16 protein-coding genes are annotated in these 17,182 nt (G+C 69.5%); 15 read left to right on the top strand and 1 reads right to left on the bottom strand.

Annotation, left to right across the window (positions count from 1 at the left end):
- The first annotated feature begins 97 nt into the window (after positions 1-97).
- Genes ACFTS5_RS10220 through fabD form a run of 15 tightly spaced genes read left to right on the top strand, consistent with a single transcriptional unit; the run spans position 98 to position 16,422 of the window.
- Positions 98-1,273 carry an acyl-CoA dehydrogenase family protein gene (locus ACFTS5_RS10220; RefSeq protein ID WP_378629515.1) on the top strand — a complete coding sequence of 392 codons (1,176 nt, stop codon included), beginning with the start codon at positions 98-100 and terminating at the stop codon, positions 1,271-1,273.
- Between the two features lie 29 nt (positions 1,274-1,302).
- Positions 1,303-3,057 (top strand): acetyl/propionyl/methylcrotonyl-CoA carboxylase subunit alpha, encoded by a 1,755-nt coding sequence (locus ACFTS5_RS10215; RefSeq protein ID WP_378629513.1) that lies wholly within the window; start codon positions 1,303-1,305, stop codon positions 3,055-3,057.
- 20 nt (positions 3,058-3,077) lie between these two features.
- Entirely contained in the window at positions 3,078-4,532 is a 1,455-nt protein-coding gene (locus ACFTS5_RS10210) for an FAD-dependent monooxygenase (RefSeq protein WP_378629511.1), read from the top strand.
- A gap of 23 nt (positions 4,533-4,555) precedes the next feature.
- Complete coding sequence (locus ACFTS5_RS10205) at positions 4,556-4,882, top strand: TcmI family type II polyketide cyclase (RefSeq protein ID WP_378629510.1); 327 nt, start codon at positions 4,556-4,558, stop codon at positions 4,880-4,882.
- On the top strand, positions 4,879-6,156 hold the full coding sequence (locus ACFTS5_RS10200) for a beta-ketoacyl-[acyl-carrier-protein] synthase family protein (RefSeq protein WP_378629508.1): 1,278 nt from the start codon (positions 4,879-4,881) through the stop codon (positions 6,154-6,156). Before ACFTS5_RS10205 ends, ACFTS5_RS10200 begins: the two co-directional genes overlap by 4 nt.
- Positions 6,153-7,376, top strand: coding sequence for a ketosynthase chain-length factor (locus tag ACFTS5_RS10195; protein ID WP_378629506.1), 1,224 nt, complete (start codon positions 6,153-6,155; stop codon positions 7,374-7,376). The genes ACFTS5_RS10200 and ACFTS5_RS10195 overlap by 4 nt, the downstream gene beginning before the upstream one ends.
- A gap of 14 nt (positions 7,377-7,390) precedes the next feature.
- Complete coding sequence (locus ACFTS5_RS10190; RefSeq protein ID WP_056819520.1) at positions 7,391-7,654, top strand: acyl carrier protein; 264 nt, start codon at positions 7,391-7,393, stop codon at positions 7,652-7,654.
- A 33-nt stretch (positions 7,655-7,687) separates the two neighbouring features.
- Positions 7,688-8,470, top strand: coding sequence for a 3-oxoacyl-ACP reductase FabG (gene fabG / locus ACFTS5_RS10185; RefSeq protein WP_378629504.1), 783 nt, complete (start codon positions 7,688-7,690; stop codon positions 8,468-8,470).
- Positions 8,471-8,499: 29 nt separating this feature from the next.
- Positions 8,500-9,444, top strand: a complete 945-nt coding sequence (locus ACFTS5_RS10180) for an aromatase/cyclase (protein ID WP_378629503.1) — start codon at positions 8,500-8,502, stop codon at positions 9,442-9,444.
- Entirely contained in the window at positions 9,425-11,380 is a 1,956-nt protein-coding gene (locus tag ACFTS5_RS10175) for an SDR family oxidoreductase (RefSeq protein ID WP_378629501.1), read from the top strand. The genes ACFTS5_RS10180 and ACFTS5_RS10175 overlap by 20 nt, the downstream gene beginning before the upstream one ends.
- 35 nt (positions 11,381-11,415) lie before the next feature.
- Positions 11,416-12,987, top strand: coding sequence for an acyl-CoA carboxylase subunit beta (locus ACFTS5_RS10170; protein ID WP_378629500.1), 1,572 nt, complete (start codon positions 11,416-11,418; stop codon positions 12,985-12,987).
- The gene (locus tag ACFTS5_RS10165) at positions 12,984-13,193 is read left to right on the top strand and encodes an acyl-CoA carboxylase epsilon subunit (protein ID WP_328662528.1); all 210 of its coding nucleotides are present in this window, start codon (positions 12,984-12,986) and stop codon (positions 13,191-13,193) included. The genes ACFTS5_RS10170 and ACFTS5_RS10165 overlap by 4 nt, the downstream gene beginning before the upstream one ends.
- Before the next feature lie 14 nt (positions 13,194-13,207).
- A complete protein-coding gene (locus tag ACFTS5_RS10160; protein ID WP_378629498.1) occupies positions 13,208-14,227 on the top strand; it encodes an LLM class flavin-dependent oxidoreductase in 1,020 nt (339 codons plus the stop codon).
- Positions 14,220-15,437 carry an MFS transporter gene (locus tag ACFTS5_RS10155; protein WP_378629495.1) on the top strand — a complete coding sequence of 406 codons (1,218 nt, stop codon included), beginning with the start codon at positions 14,220-14,222 and terminating at the stop codon, positions 15,435-15,437. Before ACFTS5_RS10160 ends, ACFTS5_RS10155 begins: the two co-directional genes overlap by 8 nt.
- 31 nt (positions 15,438-15,468) lie before the next feature.
- Positions 15,469-16,422, top strand: a complete 954-nt coding sequence (fabD, locus tag ACFTS5_RS10150) for an ACP S-malonyltransferase (RefSeq protein ID WP_378629492.1) — start codon at positions 15,469-15,471, stop codon at positions 16,420-16,422.
- Here the strand turns inward: fabD and ACFTS5_RS10145 are convergent.
- The gene (locus ACFTS5_RS10145; protein WP_378629491.1) at positions 16,419-16,544 is read right to left on the bottom strand and encodes a hypothetical protein; all 126 of its coding nucleotides are present in this window, start codon (positions 16,542-16,544) and stop codon (positions 16,419-16,421) included. The genes fabD and ACFTS5_RS10145 overlap by 4 nt on opposite strands.
- Between the last annotated feature and the right edge of the window lie 638 nt (positions 16,545-17,182).

Below are 17,182 nucleotides of genomic sequence, written 5' to 3'. Positions count from 1 at the left end.
ATTTTCGGTGATCGGTGAGCAGCGTTGTCGCCGAATAATTCTCGAACTTCTCCGATACCGCTTCGGTATTCACGATATTCGGCGAGAGGAATCGACCATGTCTACCAACCCGTCCCGTGAGGAACTCGTCGAGCGTGCCACGAAGCTGGCGCCGCTATTGCGTTCGCGGGCTCGCTGGATCGACGAGAACCGTCGCCTGCCCGACGATGTCATCGACGCGATCGAGGAATCCGAGCTGCTGAACATGCAGGTTCCCGCGCAGTACGGCGGCTACGAATCCAGCACTCGGGATTTCGTGGACGTGCTCGCCGAGGTCGCCCGCGGCAACACCTCGGTGGCGTTCTGCCTGTCGATCTACGCCTCGCTCACCTGGATGACGGCGCTGTGGCCCGATGCCGCGCTCGACGAGGTCTTCGCGACACCGAACGTGCGGATCTCGGGCACGACCGCACCCACCGGTACCGCGACGAAGGTCGACGGCGGGTGGGTACTGAACGGCACATGGCGCTTCAACAGCGGTGTGCTGCACGCACACTGGAAAGTCACCGTAGCGCTGCCCACCGAGCCCGGCGCCGCGCCGGTACCGATCTTCGCCCTGGTTCCGACCGCTGATCTGCGGATCGTCGACGACTGGTACACCTCGGGGCTGGAAGGCTCCGGCAGCGTCTCGACGGTGGCCGAGAACGTGTTCGTGCCCGAGCACCGGGTGATCACCGGCGAGGACTTCTACCAGAACCGGTCCAAGTCGGCGGTGAACGTGCTCAAGCCGCAGTACGCGGCACCGGTGCTGGTGCCCGTCACCGCGATCCAGACCGGTCAGCTGGTCGGCGCGGCACGAGCGGCGCTGGCGGCGTTCGTCGAACGGCTGCCCGGTCGGCCCATCACCTACACCGACTACTCCAGCCAGCTCGACGCTCCGGTCACCCATCTGCAGGTCGGTGAGGCAGCCCTGCTGATCGAGGACGCCGAGACACGGGCGCGCGCGTTCGCCGACGTGATCGACGCGAAAGCCGCGGCGAACGAGGCATGGACCGAACAGGAACGGGTCTGGTCACGCGTGCAGATCGGCTGGGTGGCCCACCAGGCCAAGGCCGCGGTGGAGATCCTGGCACAGGCCAGTGGCGGCTCCTCGATCCAGCGCGACGTGCCGATCGCGCGCCTACAGCGCGACGTCCACGCGACCTCGCTGCACGCGATGATCACACCGAGCGTGAACATCGAGCTCTACGGCCGTTCGCTGGTCGGCCTGCCGCCCAACACCGTCTATCTGTGACCGTGACGAAGCGACAGGGAGCAGCGACCATGCGCAAGGTACTCATCGCCAATCGGGGCGAGATCGCGGTCCGCGTCGTGCGCGCGTGCCGCGACGAAGGATTGGCCGCGGTCGCGGTCTACGCCGAACCCGACCGGGACGCGCCGCATGTGCGGCTCGCCGACGAGGCCTACGCGCTGGGCGGGGACACCCCGGCGACCAGCTACCTCGACGCCGCGAAACTGCTGCGCGCCGCGGCCGCCGCCGGAGCGGACGCGGTGCACCCCGGCTACGGATTCCTCTCCGAGGACGCCGATTTCGCGCAGGCCGTGCTCGATGCCGGTCTCATCTGGATCGGCCCGCCGCCCGCGGCGATCCGTGCGCTCGGTGACAAAGTGTCGGCCCGGCGGATCGCCGAGGCGGTCGGCGCTCCGCTGGTACCGGGCACACGGGATCCGATCGCCGGTGCGGCCGAAGCGGTCGCCTTCGCCGACCGGCACGGACTGCCGATCGCGATCAAAGCCGCTCACGGTGGCGGTGGTCGCGGGTTGCGGGTCGTGCGCGACCGCGCGGAGATCGCCGAACTGTTCGACGCCGCGGTGCGCGAGGCCACCGCCGCCTTCGGGCGTGGGGAGTGCTTCGTGGAGCGCTACCTCGAGCAGCCGCGCCATGTGGAAACTCAGTGCCTCGCTGATGCTTTCGGGCACGTCGTGGTGGTGTCGACCAGGGACTGCTCGTTGCAGCGCCGCCATCAGAAGCTGGTGGAGGAGGCGCCCGCGCCGTTCCTCACCGATACCCAACGCGACGAGCTGTACCGGGCCTCGAAGGCGATCCTGTCGCAGGCGGGGTACGTAGGCGCGGGCACCTGCGAATTCCTGATCGGGCGCGACGGGACGCTGTCGTTCCTCGAGGTGAACACCCGGCTACAGGTCGAACATCCCGTGAGCGAGGAAGTGACCGGCATCGACCTGGTGCGGGAGATGTTCCGGATCGCCAGGGGCGAACCTCTGGGCTACGACGACCCACCGGCGCGTGGTCACTCCGTGGAGTTCCGTATCAACGCCGAGGACCCGGGGCGCGGCTTCCTGCCCGCGCCGGGCACGGTGACGAAGTTCGCCGCACCCTCGGGTCCGGGGGTGCGGGTCGACACCGGCGTGGAGCAGGGATCGGTGATCGGCCCGGCCTGGGACTCGTTGCTGGCCAAGGTGATCGTCACCGGCGCCGACCGTGATCAAGCGCTGGCACGGTCGCGCCGGGTGCTCGCCGAGCTCACCGTGGACGGCGTCGCGACGACGCTGCCGTTCCACCGCGCGGTGCTCGACGACCCCGCCTTCACCGGCGCGCCGTTCACCGTGCACACCCGCTGGATCGAGACCGGCTTCGGCAACCGCATCGCCGCGCAGGACGTCGCGGGAGAGACGGCGCCCGAACCTCAGCGGGAGACGGTGGTCGTCGAGATCAGCGGCCGGCGACTCGAAGTGTCGCTGCCCGCGCCCGACCGCGTCGGTACCGCTCTCGTGGCGCCGCGCCGAAGTAGCCGCGCCGGGCACGGTGGGCGCGGCGGGGCAACCTCTGACGCGCTGGTAGCGCCGATGCAGGGAACTGTCGTGAAAATCGCTGTGGCAGAAGGGCAATGGGTCGATTCCGGTGACCTCGTCGCCGTCATCGAGGCCATGAAGATGGAACAGCCGCTCACCGCGCACCGCGCGGGCGTCGTGCGCGAACTGACCGCCACCGTCGGCACGACGGTGAGCTCCGGCACCACGCTGTGCCGCCTCGACGACTCCGGAAGTCATGCGGCATGAACGGAATTCAGGAGGTAACCATGGACGCTGCCGTCATCGTGGCAGGCGCGGGACCGACCGGGCTGACACTGGCCGGGGAACTGCGGCTGGCGGGCGTCGACGTGATCGTCGTCGACCGGCTGCCCGCCCGCACCGGGGAATCGCGCGGCATCGGGTTGACCCTGCGCACCACCGAAGTGCTCGACCAGCGCGGACTGCTCGGCCGCTTCGGCGCGGTGGAGACCGGTTCGGCGGGGCATTTCGGCGGGATTCCACTCGACCTCACGGTCCTCGGCGCACCGCTGGAAGCGCCACGCGTGGTGCCGCAGTCGACGACCGAGGCGGTGTTGGAGGGCTGGGCGCGTGAGCTGGGCGCCGACATCCGGCGCGGACACGAAGTCGTCGGGCTCGACAGCGACGCCGACGGCGTCACCGTGCACTTCGCGGAGCACGCGCCGTTGCGTGCCGGCTATCTCGTCGGCGCCGACGGTGGTCGCAGCGTGGTGCGCAAGGCCGCCGGGTTCGACTTCCCCGGCACCCCGGCCACCACCGAACTGCTGCTCGCCGATGTCCGCGGGGTGGAGATCGCGCCGCGGATGATCGGCCAGCAGGTATCCGGCGGCATGGTGATGAGCGCCCCGCTGCCCGGCGGCGCCTACCGGATCATCGTCGGCGAACGCGGCGCCGCACCCCGGCGGCGCACCGGCCCACCGGATTTCGCCGAGGTCGCCGACGTGTGGAAGCGGCTGACCGATGTCGACATCTCCCACGCGGAACCGGTCTGGGTGAGCGCCTTCGGTGACGCCGCGCGTCTGGTCACCGAGTACCGGCGGGGGCGGGTGCTGCTCGCGGGCGACGCGGCGCACGTCCATCTGCCCGCGGGCGGGCAGGGCATGAACACCGGCATCCAGGACGCGGTGAACCTCGGCTGGAAACTCGCCGCGGTGAGCCGCGGCAGGGCACCGGCCACCCTGCTCGACACCTACCACGGGGAACGTCACCCGGTCGGCCAGCGGCTGCTGGCCAACACCAAGGCGCAGAGCCTGTTCATCCTCGGCGGCGAGGAGGTCGGGCCACTGCGTGAGGTGCTGCGCGAACTCGTCGCCTACCCGGAGGTGGAACGGCACCTCGCGGCCAGGGTCACCGGACTCGACATCCGCTACGACGTGGGCAACGGGTCCCATCCGCTGCTGGGTGCGCGGCTGCCACGGCGCAGGCTCACGCGCGGCGCGCACGCCACCGACACCGCCACCCTGCTGCGGCCGGGCCGCGGCGTTCTGCTCGACCTCACCGACAACCCGGCGCTGCGCCACCGAGCCCAGCCGTGGACCGACCGCATCGACGTGGTCACCGCGACCGCCACCGAACCCATCGACGCCGACGCGCGCACCACCGCGCTGCTGGTGCGGCCCGACGGCCATGTGGCCTGGGCCGCCCCCGGCACGCACAACGACCTGCCGACCGCCCTGGACCGCTGGTTCGGGCCGGCCCGATGAACATCCGAGAGAAGGGGAAGTCAATGTTCAGCACACTGATCGTGGCCCGCATGGACCTCGCGTCCGCAGGCGATGTCGCCGGACTGTTCCGGGAATTCGACACCACCGAGCTGCCACACCGGATGGGCACGCGCCGCCGCCAGCTCTTCCACTACCGCGGCCTGTACTTCCACCTGCAGGACTTCGACGAGGACAACGGCGGCGAACGGATCGAGGACGCCAAGACCGACGAGCGCTTCGTGCGCATCAGTCAGGATCTCAAGCCGTTCATCGAGGCCTACGACCCGAAGACCTGGCGCTCACCCGCTGACGCGATGGCGCACCGCTTCTACGACTGGAACGCACGATGAGCGCGCCCGAACGTCGCGTGGTGATCACCGGCGTCGGGGTCTGCGCCCCCGGCGGGGTGGGAACGAAGAGCTTCTGGGACCTGATCTCCAACGGCCGCACCGCGACCGGACGGATCTCGCTGTTCGATCCGGCGCCGTTCCGGTCCCAGGTGGCCGCCGAGATCGACTTCGACCCCGAATTACACGGCCTGACCCCGCAGGAGATCCGGCGGATGGACCGGGCGGCGCAGCTGGCGGTGGTCAGTGCCCGCGAGGCGGTCGCCGACAGCGGGCTCGAGTTCGACGATATCGACCCGTTCCGGACCGGTGTCACCATCGGCAGCGCGGTGGGCGCCACGATGGGCCTCGATGAGGAGTACCGCACCGTCAGTGATGGTGGGCGGCTGGAACTGGTCGATCACAACTACGCGGTGCCGCACCTCTACAACTACTTCGTCCCGAGTTCGTTCGCGACCGAAGTGGCCTGGGCGGTCGGCGCGCAGGGACCGTCGACGGTGGTGTCCACCGGGTGCACTTCCGGTCTGGACGCGGTCGGCTACGCCGCGGACGTGCTGCGCGAAGGTGGCGCGGACGTGATGATCGCGGGCGCTACCGACGCCCCGATCAGCCCGATCACGGTGGCCTGCTTCGACGCGATCAAGGCGACCACCCCCCGCAACGACGATCCCGCGCACGCCTCGCGGCCCTTCGACGCCAGCCGCAACGGCTTCGTCCTCGGCGAGGGCGCGGCGGTGTTCGTGCTCGAAGAACTGGAGAGCGCGCGCAAACGCGGCGCGACCGTCTACGCCGAGCTGGCCGGACACGCCACCCGATCCAATGCCTTCCACATGACCGGTCTGCGCCCGGACGGCAAGGAGATGGCCGAGGCGATCCGCACCGCACTCGGCCAGGCACGGATCGACGGCACCGAGATCGACTACATCAACGCGCACGGTTCCGGCACCAAACAGAACGACCGGCACGAGACCGCCGCGGTCAAGCGCGTTCTCGGCGATCATGCGTACCGCACGCCGATGAGCTCGATCAAGTCGATGGTCGGGCATTCGCTCGGCGCGATCGGCTCGATCGAGATCGCGGCGTCGGTGCTGGCATTGGTCAACAACGTGGTGCCGCCCACGGCGAACCTGCACAATCCCGACCCCGAATGCGATCTGGACTACGTGCCGTTGACCGCGCGCGACCACCAGGTCGACGTGGTGCTGTCGGTGGGCAGCGGGTTCGGTGGGTTCCAGAGCGCGGTCGTGCTCGCCGATCCCTTCCGGAGCCGACGATGACCGCCGCGGTGGTGACCGGGCTCGGCGTCGCCGCGCCGACCGGTCTGGGCCTGGAAGCGTATTGGCGTACCACGTTGGCCGGGCAATCCGGGATCCGCCGGGTCACCCGGTTCGACCCCGAGTCCTATCCCGCGCAATTGGCCGGGGAGATCACCGGATTCGAGGCCGAGGAGTACCTGCCGGGCAGGCTGTTGCCGCAGACCGACCGGATGACGCGGCTGGCTCTGGTGAGCGCGGACTGGGCCTTCGCCGACGCCGGCGTGCGACCCGACGAGCTGCCCGATTACGCCGCGGGCGTGATCACCGCCAGCAGTTCGGGTGGCTTCGAGTTCGGGCAGAACGAACTGCGCGCCCTGTGGAGCAAGGGCGGAGAGTACGTGAGCGCCTATCAGTCCTTCGCCTGGTTCTACGCGGTCAACAGCGGACAGATCTCCATCCGCAACGGACTGCGCGGGCCGAGCAGCGTGGTGGTCAGCGACCAGGCCGGTGGGCTGGACGCGGTGGCCCAGGCGCGCAGGCAGATCCGGCGCGGTACCTCGCTGGTGGTGACCGGCGCGGTCGACGCCTCGATCTGCCCGTGGGGGTGGGTGGCACAGCTGGCGGGCGGCGGATTGAGCACCGTCACCGACCCGGACCGCGCCTACCTGCCGTTCGACGCGCAAGCAGGCGGCTACGTCCCCGGTGAGGGTGGCGCGCTGCTGGTCCTCGAAGACGCCGAGCACGCCAGACAACGCGATGCGCCGCAGATCTACGGCGAGATCGCCGGGCACGCGGCGACCGTCGACCCACGTCCAGACGGTCCGGGTGAGCCCGGATTGCGCAGGGCGATCGAACTCGCCCTCGGCGACGCGGGGATCACGCCCGCCGAGATCGATGTCGTCTTCGCCGACGCCGCGGGGATCGCCGAACTCGACCGGATCGAGGTCGACGCCCTGGTCGCGGTGTTCGGTGCGCGCGCTGTGCCGGTGACCGCACCGAAAACCATGACCGGACGGCTCTATTCGGGTGCGGCGCCGCTGGATCTGGCCGCCGCCTTCCTGTCGATCCGTGACGGGGTGATCCCGCCGACCATCGGCACCGATCTCGCCGCCGACTACCAGCTCGACCTGGTCACCGAGGTCAGAACCGCACCCGTGCGGACCGCGCTCGTACTTGCCCGCGGTGCGGGCGGGTTCAACTCCGCCATGGTCGTGCGCGGCCCCGAACACCTTCGCCCCTGAGGAAAGGAAAGCCCGTGTCGACATCGTTCACACTCGACGATCTGCGCCGCATCCTGCGAGAAGGCAGCGGCGACAGCCCCGGCCTCGACGGCGAATTCGCCGACATCGAGTTCGAAGACCTCGGCTACGAGTCGCTGGCTCTGCTCGAGACCACCGGCCGGATCAAGCGCGAATTCGGCGTCACCCTCGATGACGACGCCGTCGTCGCCGTGACCACGCCACGCGCGCTGGTCGACCTGGTCAACGAACAGCTGCTCGAAGCGCCACAGCCCAGCTGAGCGCGAAACCGACTGCCCGACAGGAGAACAGACATGACCAACGACGACAAGGTAGCCCTGGTCACCGGCGCCACCAGCGGCATCGGACTGGCCTCGGCCCGTCAGCTGGCCGGGCAGGGACACCGGGTGTTCCTGTGCGCACGCAACAAGGAAGCCGTCGCCGACACCGTCGCACAATTGCGGGGCGAGGGCTTCGATGTGGACGGCACCACCGCCGATGTCCGTGCCGCCGAAGACATCTCGGCGTTCGTGCGGGCCGCGGTCGACCGGTACGGCCCGGTGGACGTGCTGGTCAACAACGCGGGCCGCTCCGGCGGCGGCGTCACCGCCGACCTCACCGAGGAACTGTGGTCCGACGTGATCGCGACCAACCTCAACAGCGTGTTCCTGGCCAGCCGCGAGGTACTCACCACCGGCGGCATGCGGGACAAACAGCGCGGCCGCATCATCAACATCGCCTCCACGGCGGGCAAGCAGGGCGTGGTGCTCGGGGCACCGTACTCGGCGTCCAAGCACGGCGTCGTCGGGTTCACCAAGGCACTCGGCAACGAGCTGGCCCCGACCGGGATCACGGTCAACGCCGTGTGCCCCGGTTACGTGGAAACACCGATGGCGCAACGGGTTCGGTCCGGCTACGCCGCTGCCTACGACACCACCGAGGACGCCATCCTCACCAAGTTCCAGGCCAAGATCCCGCTCGGCCGCTACTCCACCCCCGAAGAGGTGGCCGGCCTGGTCGGCTACCTGGCGTCCGATCTGGCCGCCTCCATCACCGCGCAGGCGCTCAACGTCTGCGGCGGACTCGGCAACTTCTGATTCCGGCCGACGAGCACCAGGAGACTTCCATGACGACGCAGACCACCCGCGAGGTCGAGCACACGATCACTGTGGCGGCCCCGCCGACCGAGGTGTACCGGCTCTTGGCCGAGGTCGAGAACTGGCCGCGGCTGTTCCCGCCTTCGGTGTACGTGACCCGGCTCGAACACCAGGGCAACGAGGAACGCATCCAGATCTGGGCCACCGCCAACGGCGAACCCAAGACCTGGATCTCGCGCCGCGTGCTCGATCCCGAGCAACTGCGGATCACCTTCTGGCAGGAGGTATCCGCGCCTCCGGTGGCCCAGATGAGCGGCACCTGGATCATCGAACCGCGCGAGGACGGCACCGAGCTGCGGCTGCTGCACTCCTACCGGGCCGTCGACGACGATCCTGATGGGCTGGCGTGGATCGAGAAGGCGGTCGACGACAACAGCCGCGCCGAACTGCCCGGCCTCAAGGCCGCGGTGGAGTCGGCGGTGCGCACCGCCGACCTGACCCTGTCGTTCGTCGACTCGGTCGAGATCGCCGGTGCGGCAAGCGATGTCTACGACTTCGTCAACGAGGCGAACCTGTGGACCGAGCGGCTGCCGCACGTGGCCTCGGTGCAGCTGACCGAGAACACCCCCGGTGTGCAGGTACTGCGGATGGACACCCTGACCAAGGACGGATCGAGCCACACCACCGAATCGGTTCGGGTCTGCTTCCCGCAGCACCGGATCGCCTACAAGCAGACCACCCTGCCCGCCCTGATGGCCCTGCACACCGGCTTCTGGGAGTTCCGGACCAACTCCGACGGCACGACCACTGCGTCCTCGCAGCACACGGTGATCATCGAGGCGACACGGATCACCGAGATCCTCGGCCCCGACGCCGGGGTGCCCGAGGCGCGGACCTTCCTGCGCGAGGCACTCGGGGGCAACAGCCGGGCCACGCTGAACCACGCCAAGAACTATGCCGAAGCCCGTCGATGACACCGACGTCCTGATCGTCGGCGCGGGGCCGGTCGGGTTGCTGCTCGCGGGCGATCTGGCCGGCGCGGGCGTCCGCGTCACGGTGGTGGAACAGCGGATCACCCCCACCACCGAATCGCGGGCCTCCACCCTGCACTCCCGCACCATGGACGTGCTCGCCGAGCGGGGCGTGCTCGATCGGCTCGGGCCGCTGCCCGACGGCGGACCGGGACACTTCGGCGGACTGCGCCTGGATCTGACCGAAGCCGATCCGGCCCACCGGTTCTCGGGCCAGTGGAAGTGCCCGCAGGTCCGGCTGGAAGCGGTGCTACAGGAACGAGCGCTCGAGGCGGGCGCGGTGCTCCGGCGTGGGCACCGAGTCACCACCCTGACCGCGCAGGCGGGCGGTGTGCTGATCGACACCGTCACCCCGGACGGCGAACGGCACACCCACCGGGGCGTCTACCTCGTCGGTTGCGATGGGGAACGCAGCACCGTGCGCGAGCTGGCCGGCCTCGAGCTGGCGGGTCTCGAGGCCGGGCGGGAGATGCTGCGAGCCGACGTGGCCGGAATCGATATCCCGGCCCGTCGTTTCGAACGACTCCCGCACGGGCTGGCGGTGTCCTCGCGCTGGCCCGACGGCAGCACCAGGGTGATGGTGCACGTCTACGGCGCCGCACCCCGCGCCGGGGGCGGGGAACCGGAGTTCGCCGAGATCGCCGACGCCTGGGAACAGGTGACCGGCGAGTCGATCGAGCACGGAACACCGTTGTGGCGTAACGCGTTCGACGACACCAGCCAGCAGGTCACCCGATATCGGCGCGGCCGGGTCCTGCTCGCCGGTGACGCGGCCCATCGGCAGATGCCGGTGGGCGGCCAAGCCCTCAACCTCGGCTTGCAGGACGCGGCCGACCTGTCCGGCCGCGTGATCGCCGCTGTCACCGGCACCGGTGGTGAGGCCGAACTCGACGACTATCACCGCACCCGCCACGCCGTCGGTGCCCGCACCCTGACCAACATCCGCGCCCAAACCCTGCTGCTGCTGGGCGGACCGGAGGTCGAACCCGCCCGGCAGCTGTTCGCCGAGCTCTTGCGCCTCGACGATGTCCGATCCCATCTCGCCCGCATGATCAGCGGCCTGCCCGGTCCCGGCGACCCGGCGCCCGCACCACCCGATTCCAAGGAGACACCGATGAGCCTGACGAACAAGACCGCCCTGGTCACCGGATCCAGCCGCGGCATCGGCCGCGCGACCGCCCGCCAGCTCGCCGCCAAGGGCGCGCTCGTGGCCGTGCACTACGCGGACAACGAGGCCGCCGCCCGCGAGACCGTCGAGGTCATCGAGAACGACGGCGGCCGTGCGTTTCCCGTGCGGGCCGAGCTCGGCACGACAGGCGGCGTGCACGAACTGTTCCTCGGCCTCGAACAGGGACTCAAGGAACGGACGGGGGAGACCACGCTCGACATCCTGGTCAACAACGCCGGTGTCACCACCCCGGCCGGCGTCGCCCCCGAGGACGTGACACCCGAGGACTTCGACCGGCTGTTCGCGGTCAATGTCCGCGCGCCGTTCTTCATCGTGCAGCGCGCTCTCGGCCTGCTGCCCGAAGGCGGGCGCATCATCAACATCTCCTCCGGACTCACCCGATTCGCCAGCCCCGACCAGGTGGCGTACTCGATGACCAAGGGCGCGGTGGAACAGATCACGCTGCATTTCGCCCGGCACCTTGCACCGCGCGGGATCACCGTCAACAGCGTCGCGCCCGGTATCACCAACAACGGCAGCGCCGTGTTCGACATCCCGGAGGCGGTCGAGCAGATGGCGCAGTTCTCGGCGTTCAAGCGGGTCGGCGAGGCGGTCGACGTCGCCGATGTCGTCACCTTCCTCGCCACCGACGAAGCCCGCTGGATCACCGGCGCGTTCATCGACGCCACCGGCGGAACGCTACTCGGCTGACAGCACGGCCGCCGCCGACCACATCAGGAGATCCGATGACGACAGTGCAAGAACCCACCGGGTACACCCAACGGCTCGACGAACTCGACGCGCTCAAACGCGCCGCACGTCTGGGCCCCGACCCGGCCGCCACCGAACGCCAGCACGCCAAGGGCAAACTCACCGCCCGCGAACGCATCGACCTGCTCCTCGACCCCGGTTCGTTCGTCGAGGTGGAGCCGCTGCGCCGACACCGGGCCACCGGCTTCGGACTGGAGGCGCGCAGACCCCACACCGACGGCGTGATCACCGGGTGGGGAACCGTGGACACGCGCACGGTCTTCGTCTACGCCAGCGACTTCCGGATCTTCGGCGGCGCACTCGGCGAGGCACACGCCCAGAAGATCCACAAGATCATGGACATGGCCGTCACGGCGGGCGCTCCGCTGGTCTCGCTCAACGACGGTGCGGGCGCGCGCATCCAGGAGGGCGTGACGGCGCTGGCGGGCTACGGCGGGATCTTCCGCCGCAACACCAGGGCCTCGGGAGTCATCCCGCAGATCAGCGTCATGCTCGGGCCATGCGCGGGCGGGGCCGCGTACTCGCCGGCGCTCACCGACTTCGTCTTCGTGGTGCGCGACATCGCGCAGATGTTCATCACCGGCCCCGATGTGGTGCGCACCGTGACCGGCGAGCAGGTGACCCACGACGAACTCGGCGGCGCCGACATCCACGCCTCGGTCTCGGGGGTGGCGCATTTCGTCTACGACGACGAGCAGTCGTGCTTGTCCGATGTCCGCGCGCTGCTGTCGATGCTGCCTGCCAATAATCGGGAGCTGCCGCCGGTGGCGTTCACCGCCGACCCCGCCGACCGGCAGACCACGGCACTGACCGACCTGGTGCCGCTGGACGGCAACCGCCCCTACGACATTCGCGAGGTACTGTCCGAAATCGTCGACGACGGCGACTATTTCGAAGTACAGGCCACCTGGGCGACGAACCTGGTGTGCGCGCTGGCCCGGCTCGACGGCCACGTGGTCGGAGTGGTGGCCAGCCAGCCGATGAGTCTGGCCGGAGTACTCGACATAGACGCGAGTGAGAAGGGCGCGCGGTTCGTCCAGTTCTGCGACGCGTTCAATATTCCGTTGCTGACCCTGGTCGATGTGCCGGGGTTCCTGCCCGGCGTAGGACAGGAACACGCGGGCATCATCCGGCGCGGCGCGAAACTGCTCTACGCCTACTGCAACGCGACGGTGCCGCGAATCTCGTTGGTACTGCGCAAGTCCTACGGTGGCGCCTACATCGTGATGGACTCGCTCTCGATCGGCACCGACCTCGCGCTGGCCTGGCCGACCAACGAGATCGCCGTCATGGGCGCCGAGGCCGCCGCCGACGTGGTGTTCCGGCGCGAGATCGCCGCGTCGGAGAATCCCGCGGCCACCAGGGACCGCAAGATCGCCGAGTACCGCGAGGAACTCGTGCACCCCTACTACGCGGCCGAGCGCGGACTCATCGACGACGTGATCGACCCGCGCGACACCCGTGGCGTGCTGATCCGCGCCTTCACCATGCTGGCGGGCAAGGACACCGATCTGCCCCGCCGCAAGCACGGGAACCCACCGCAATGAGCGCCGAGGACCCGGTGCCCTTCCTTCGCGTCGAGAAGGGCAGCGCCGACCCGGACGAACTCGGCGCGCTGCTCGTGCTGCTGCTCGCCCGGCGCCGGGCCGCCGCCGCGGCGCCGACCCCGACCAGGCCCGTCGCTCGCTGGCGACGTCTGGAACGCCGACCAGCCTTCACCGACCCCCGCGCGTGGACCGGATCCACCCGCTGACGAACGGAGCCACCATGGACGTCGGACTGCTCTTCGACCTGCGCAACCCCGCACAGTGGCAGCGGCCGTGGGCCGACCACTACGCCCGCACTCTCGAGTTCTGTGAGGAGGCCGACCAGCGCGGTGCCGGCGGAGTCTGGTTCACCGAGCACCATCTGTTCGAGGACGGGTATCTGCCCCAGCCGCTCACCTTCGCCGCCGCGGCGGCGGCGCGGACCAAGCGGGTACGCATCGGCACCGCCGTCGTCCTGCCCGCGTTGCACAAACCGGCCCAGCTCGCCGAGGAAGCCGCACTGGTCGACCTGATCAGCGGCGGCCGCCTCGAACTCGGTCTCGGCGCCGGCTACCGCCTGCCCGAATACCAGCTCTTCGACACCGATTTCAGCCGCCGGTTCGCTCGCACCGGCGACAACATCGCCGAGATCCAGCGGCTGTGGGCCACCGGCGGGATCACCCCGGCGCCGATCCAGGATCCCGTGCCGCTGTGGGGTGGGTTCTACGGTCCGCGCGGCGCCCGTCTGGCCGGGCGCCTGGGCATCGGGTTCCTGCACATCTCGCACCAGCTGTTCCCGCTGTACCGCGAGGGCCTCATCGAGGGGGGACACGATCCCGAGTCCGCGCGGGTCTCGGATCTGCTGCCGATCCTGCTGGCCGACGATCCCGAGGCCGCATGGGCGCGGGTGGCCCCACACCTCGCGCACCAGATGAACTCCTATCGTCAACTGTCGGTACAGGGCACCGACGCGCCACCGCCGCCCGTCCTCGAACTCGACCAGCTGCGCCAACGTCCCGACGACGGCTCCTTCGGGCTGCTCGAGATCCTCACCCCCGAACAGGCGGCGGCGCGGATCCACGAACGGGTGGCCGGTCTGCCGGTGCGGCACCTGATCTTCTGGGCCAGCATCGCCGGCATGCCCGATGACCTGGTCACCCGCCATATCGAGCTGGTGAGTGAGCAGCTGCCGCCCTTGCTGGACAAGCAGTTCCAGCTCGCCACCGGCGGCGCGAGCTCGGCGCGCAACGGCCATGGCTGACACGCGGCCGGCGGCGCCGACCTGGGATCGGCGCCGCTGGGTTCTGCTGCTGGTGCTGTCGGGAAATATGATTCTCGACGCCATCGAGGGATCCATCCTGGTGCCGGCGCTGGGCGTGCTCACCACCGAACTGAACCGGTCGATCGGGCAAACCCAATGGCTGCTCAGCGGTTTCGCGGCGGGGTTCGCCGCGCTGCTCCTCGCCGGGCCCGCGCTGGCCGCCCGGTTCGGGCGCAGGCAGGTCTATCTCGTCGCCATGGCGACGTTCGCTGTCGCCTCGGTGATCGGCGGGCTCACCGACGACCTGGCCCTGCTCGTCGCCACCCGCGTGGTGAAGGGCGCCGCCGCCGCGCTGACCGCACCCGCCGGGCTGGCGGTGATCGCCGCGGAGTTCCCGGCCGGTGTCCAGCAGCGCCGCGCGATCTCGGTGTACGCGGTCTTCGGCGCGGCCGGATTCACCGCCGGCCTACTTCTGTCGGGTTGGCTCACCGCGCTGAACTGGCACCTGCTGTTCGTGTTCCCCGCCCCGATCGCGCTCGCCCTGCTCGTCGCCGCGTGGCGGGTGATCCCCGACCCGCCGGTCGCCACACCGCCGCGGCTGTCGAAACCGTTGTTGCGCAATGGTTCGCTGGCACGATCCGCCCTCGGCGCGGGAGCCCTCAACGGCGGCTACCTCGCACTGCTGGTGGTGATCGCGGTGCAACTGCACGAGTCGCTCGGTTGGGCGCCGTGGCAGATCGCCGTCGGTCTGCTGCCCGCGAGTCTGCCGCTGGCACTGTCGGTTCCGTTCGCGGGACGCTTCGTGCAGCGATACGGCACCGCGCGGCTGATCCTTGCCGGTGCGGTGGCGACACTGTCCGGGCATCTGCTGCTGTTCGCCCGACCCGAGATCCACGACTACGCGACCGACGCGCTACCGGTGCTGCTGCTGATCGAAGCCGGATTCGTCCTGTCCTTCGCCGCGCTGAACATGCAGTCGACCGCGACCGTGCCCGCCGAACTCCGCCCGATCGCGGTGCCGCTGTATCAAACCGGTGTCCAGTTCGGGGCGGCCTTCGTGCTGCCGATCGCGGTCGGGGCGGCGGCGGCCTTCGATGCCTACCGTCCCGCGGCGGCGTTGATCGCGGTCGCCGGGCTGCTCGCGGTCCTCGCCGCGAGCAGCGAACTGCGCGCATCCGCAACATCCGCACCGGCGAAAGCCGTGCCGTGACAAACACACTCACCTCGAGGAGGTCCCGCTCATGACCGTCGATGTCTTCATCCGAGAACAGCCCGACCAGCTGGCAACGGGCCCAAAGACCCTGGCACTGTTCCCCGGGCAGGGTTCTCAGCGGCCCGGCATGGCCGCGTGGATCACCGACTACCCGGTGGCCGAGGAGGTCTTCCGCCGCGCCGACGACGTTCTCGGTATCCCGCTGACCCAGCTGTGCGTCGACGGCACCGCCGAACAATTGCGGGCTACCGACGTGGCCCAGCCCGCGATCGTCGCCACCAGCCTGGCCCTCAGCGCGGTCCGCACACAGCGCGGACAGCCGCCCGCAGCGGTCGCCGGTCACAGCCTGGGGGAGTTCACCGCCCTGGCCGTCGCCGGAGTGCTCGACGAGGACACCCTCCTGCAACTGGTACGCCGCCGCGGCGAGCTCATGGCCGAGGTCTCCCGCCGCTACGACGGCGCGATGAGCGCCGTCATCGGCCTACCCGCCGAGCAGGTCGACGCGCTGTGTGCCCGCGTCACCTCGGGCGTTGTCGGCGTGGCCAACTACAACCAGCCGACCCAGACCGTGGTCTCCGGCGCCGCCACCGCCGTAGCCGACCTCGAGGACCTGGCCCGGTCCGCCGGCGCGGCGAAAGTGGTGCGGCTCAAAGTCGCCGGAGCGTTCCATTCGCCCCTGATGGCCGACATCGCCGCCGAATTCGGCGCCGAACTCGACCGCTACACCCTCCGGCCCCCGGTCGTTCCGGTGCTCAGCGCGGTCACGGCCGACTACGTCACGAACCCCACCGAAATCCGCGCCCTTCTTCGCGGCCAACTGCTGGCCCCAGTCCGCTGGGTGGAGACCGTCCAACGGGCCGCCACCGACGGCTACGACGAACTGGTCGAACTCGGCCCGGGCCAGGTACTGACCGGATTCTCGCGCCGCATCGCCCCCGACGTCAGCTCGACGGCGATATCGAAACCCGAAGCGCAGGGCTAGCCGATGGGTCGGTCCGGCGGCCTACGCCAGACCGACACATGGTTCTCGCTGTCGTCGGTGAACGGAGTACCGAGCCAGTCCACGGTGCGCCGCCCCAGCGACAACCCGGCCAACTGAGCCATCAGATCGCACTCCGCGGGCCAGACGTAGCGAAAGGGGCTGACGCCGTAGGTCACCGTGCCATCGGGTCGGTGTCGGTCAGTTGGGGTCGGCTGGCGCGGACGGCGGGCGGAGTGCTCGCGCCGGAGCCGTTGGCCGCGCTATGGCGGCCGATATGTATCGGCTTGACAGGTCATGAATTCGGCACAGCGTTTCCGCAGGTTCCCGAAGGTCCCCGACTGGTCCCATGATTTCCCTGTTTTCTCAGGTAGATGACTACTTGGTAGCCCCGAAGCTACCCATCGCTTCCCGGAAGCTCCTGTGCAAACCCATCTGAAAATCGTAGAAAAATCGTAGAAACACCGGCGACGGGAGCTGGTAGCCCGTTACCGGGATAGGGGGATTGCCGTATACGAGCGTTCAACCTGAAGAATGAATGAGCGCTAGAGATTCTGGATCCATCGCCTGCCTCGAAGGGGCGGTCGCAGGTTCGCACCCTCGGCAGGACACACAAAACTTGGGCAACTGGAAAACGCCTGGTCATCATGGGGGCGTACCGGATCTGAGTGTGTCGCGGTGTCTACGTCTACGTGCTGCCGCGTGGTCGCGGACAGGTGAATGGTCCCAGGGTGTGGGTTGCAGCGCGCGGGCGCGGTGCGAC

This window comes from Nocardia sp. NPDC056952 (assembly GCF_042674185.1).
Lineage (GTDB): Bacteria > Actinomycetota > Actinomycetes > Mycobacteriales > Mycobacteriaceae > Nocardia.
The sequence above is the reverse complement of the archived record's forward strand: the minus strand, read 5'-3'. Positions and strand labels throughout refer to the sequence as shown.

Coding starts and splice junctions, on each gene's coding strand:
- ACFTS5_RS10195 (WP_378629506.1), top strand. CDS start 6,153: ATGACCGCCGCGGTGGTGACCGGGCTCGGCGTCGCCGCGCCGACCGGT.
- fabG (WP_378629504.1), top strand. CDS start 7,688: ATGACCAACGACGACAAGGTAGCCCTGGTCACCGGCGCCACCAGCGGC.
- ACFTS5_RS10200 (WP_378629508.1), top strand. CDS start 4,879: ATGAGCGCGCCCGAACGTCGCGTGGTGATCACCGGCGTCGGGGTCTGC.
- ACFTS5_RS10205 (WP_378629510.1), top strand. CDS start 4,556: ATGTTCAGCACACTGATCGTGGCCCGCATGGACCTCGCGTCCGCAGGC.
- ACFTS5_RS10210 (WP_378629511.1), top strand. CDS start 3,078: ATGGACGCTGCCGTCATCGTGGCAGGCGCGGGACCGACCGGGCTGACA.
- ACFTS5_RS10220 (WP_378629515.1), top strand. CDS start 98: ATGTCTACCAACCCGTCCCGTGAGGAACTCGTCGAGCGTGCCACGAAG.
- ACFTS5_RS10165 (WP_328662528.1), top strand. CDS start 12,984: ATGAGCGCCGAGGACCCGGTGCCCTTCCTTCGCGTCGAGAAGGGCAGC.
- ACFTS5_RS10160 (WP_378629498.1), top strand. CDS start 13,208: ATGGACGTCGGACTGCTCTTCGACCTGCGCAACCCCGCACAGTGGCAG.
- ACFTS5_RS10170 (WP_378629500.1), top strand. CDS start 11,416: ATGACGACAGTGCAAGAACCCACCGGGTACACCCAACGGCTCGACGAA.
- ACFTS5_RS10215 (WP_378629513.1), top strand. CDS start 1,303: ATGCGCAAGGTACTCATCGCCAATCGGGGCGAGATCGCGGTCCGCGTC.
- ACFTS5_RS10175 (WP_378629501.1), top strand. CDS start 9,425: ATGCCGAAGCCCGTCGATGACACCGACGTCCTGATCGTCGGCGCGGGG.
- ACFTS5_RS10145 (WP_378629491.1), bottom strand. CDS start 16,544: ATGGCTCAGTTGGCCGGGTTGTCGCTGGGGCGGCGCACCGTGGACTGG.
- ACFTS5_RS10155 (WP_378629495.1), top strand. CDS start 14,220: ATGGCTGACACGCGGCCGGCGGCGCCGACCTGGGATCGGCGCCGCTGG.
- ACFTS5_RS10180 (WP_378629503.1), top strand. CDS start 8,500: ATGACGACGCAGACCACCCGCGAGGTCGAGCACACGATCACTGTGGCG.
- fabD (WP_378629492.1), top strand. CDS start 15,469: ATGACCGTCGATGTCTTCATCCGAGAACAGCCCGACCAGCTGGCAACG.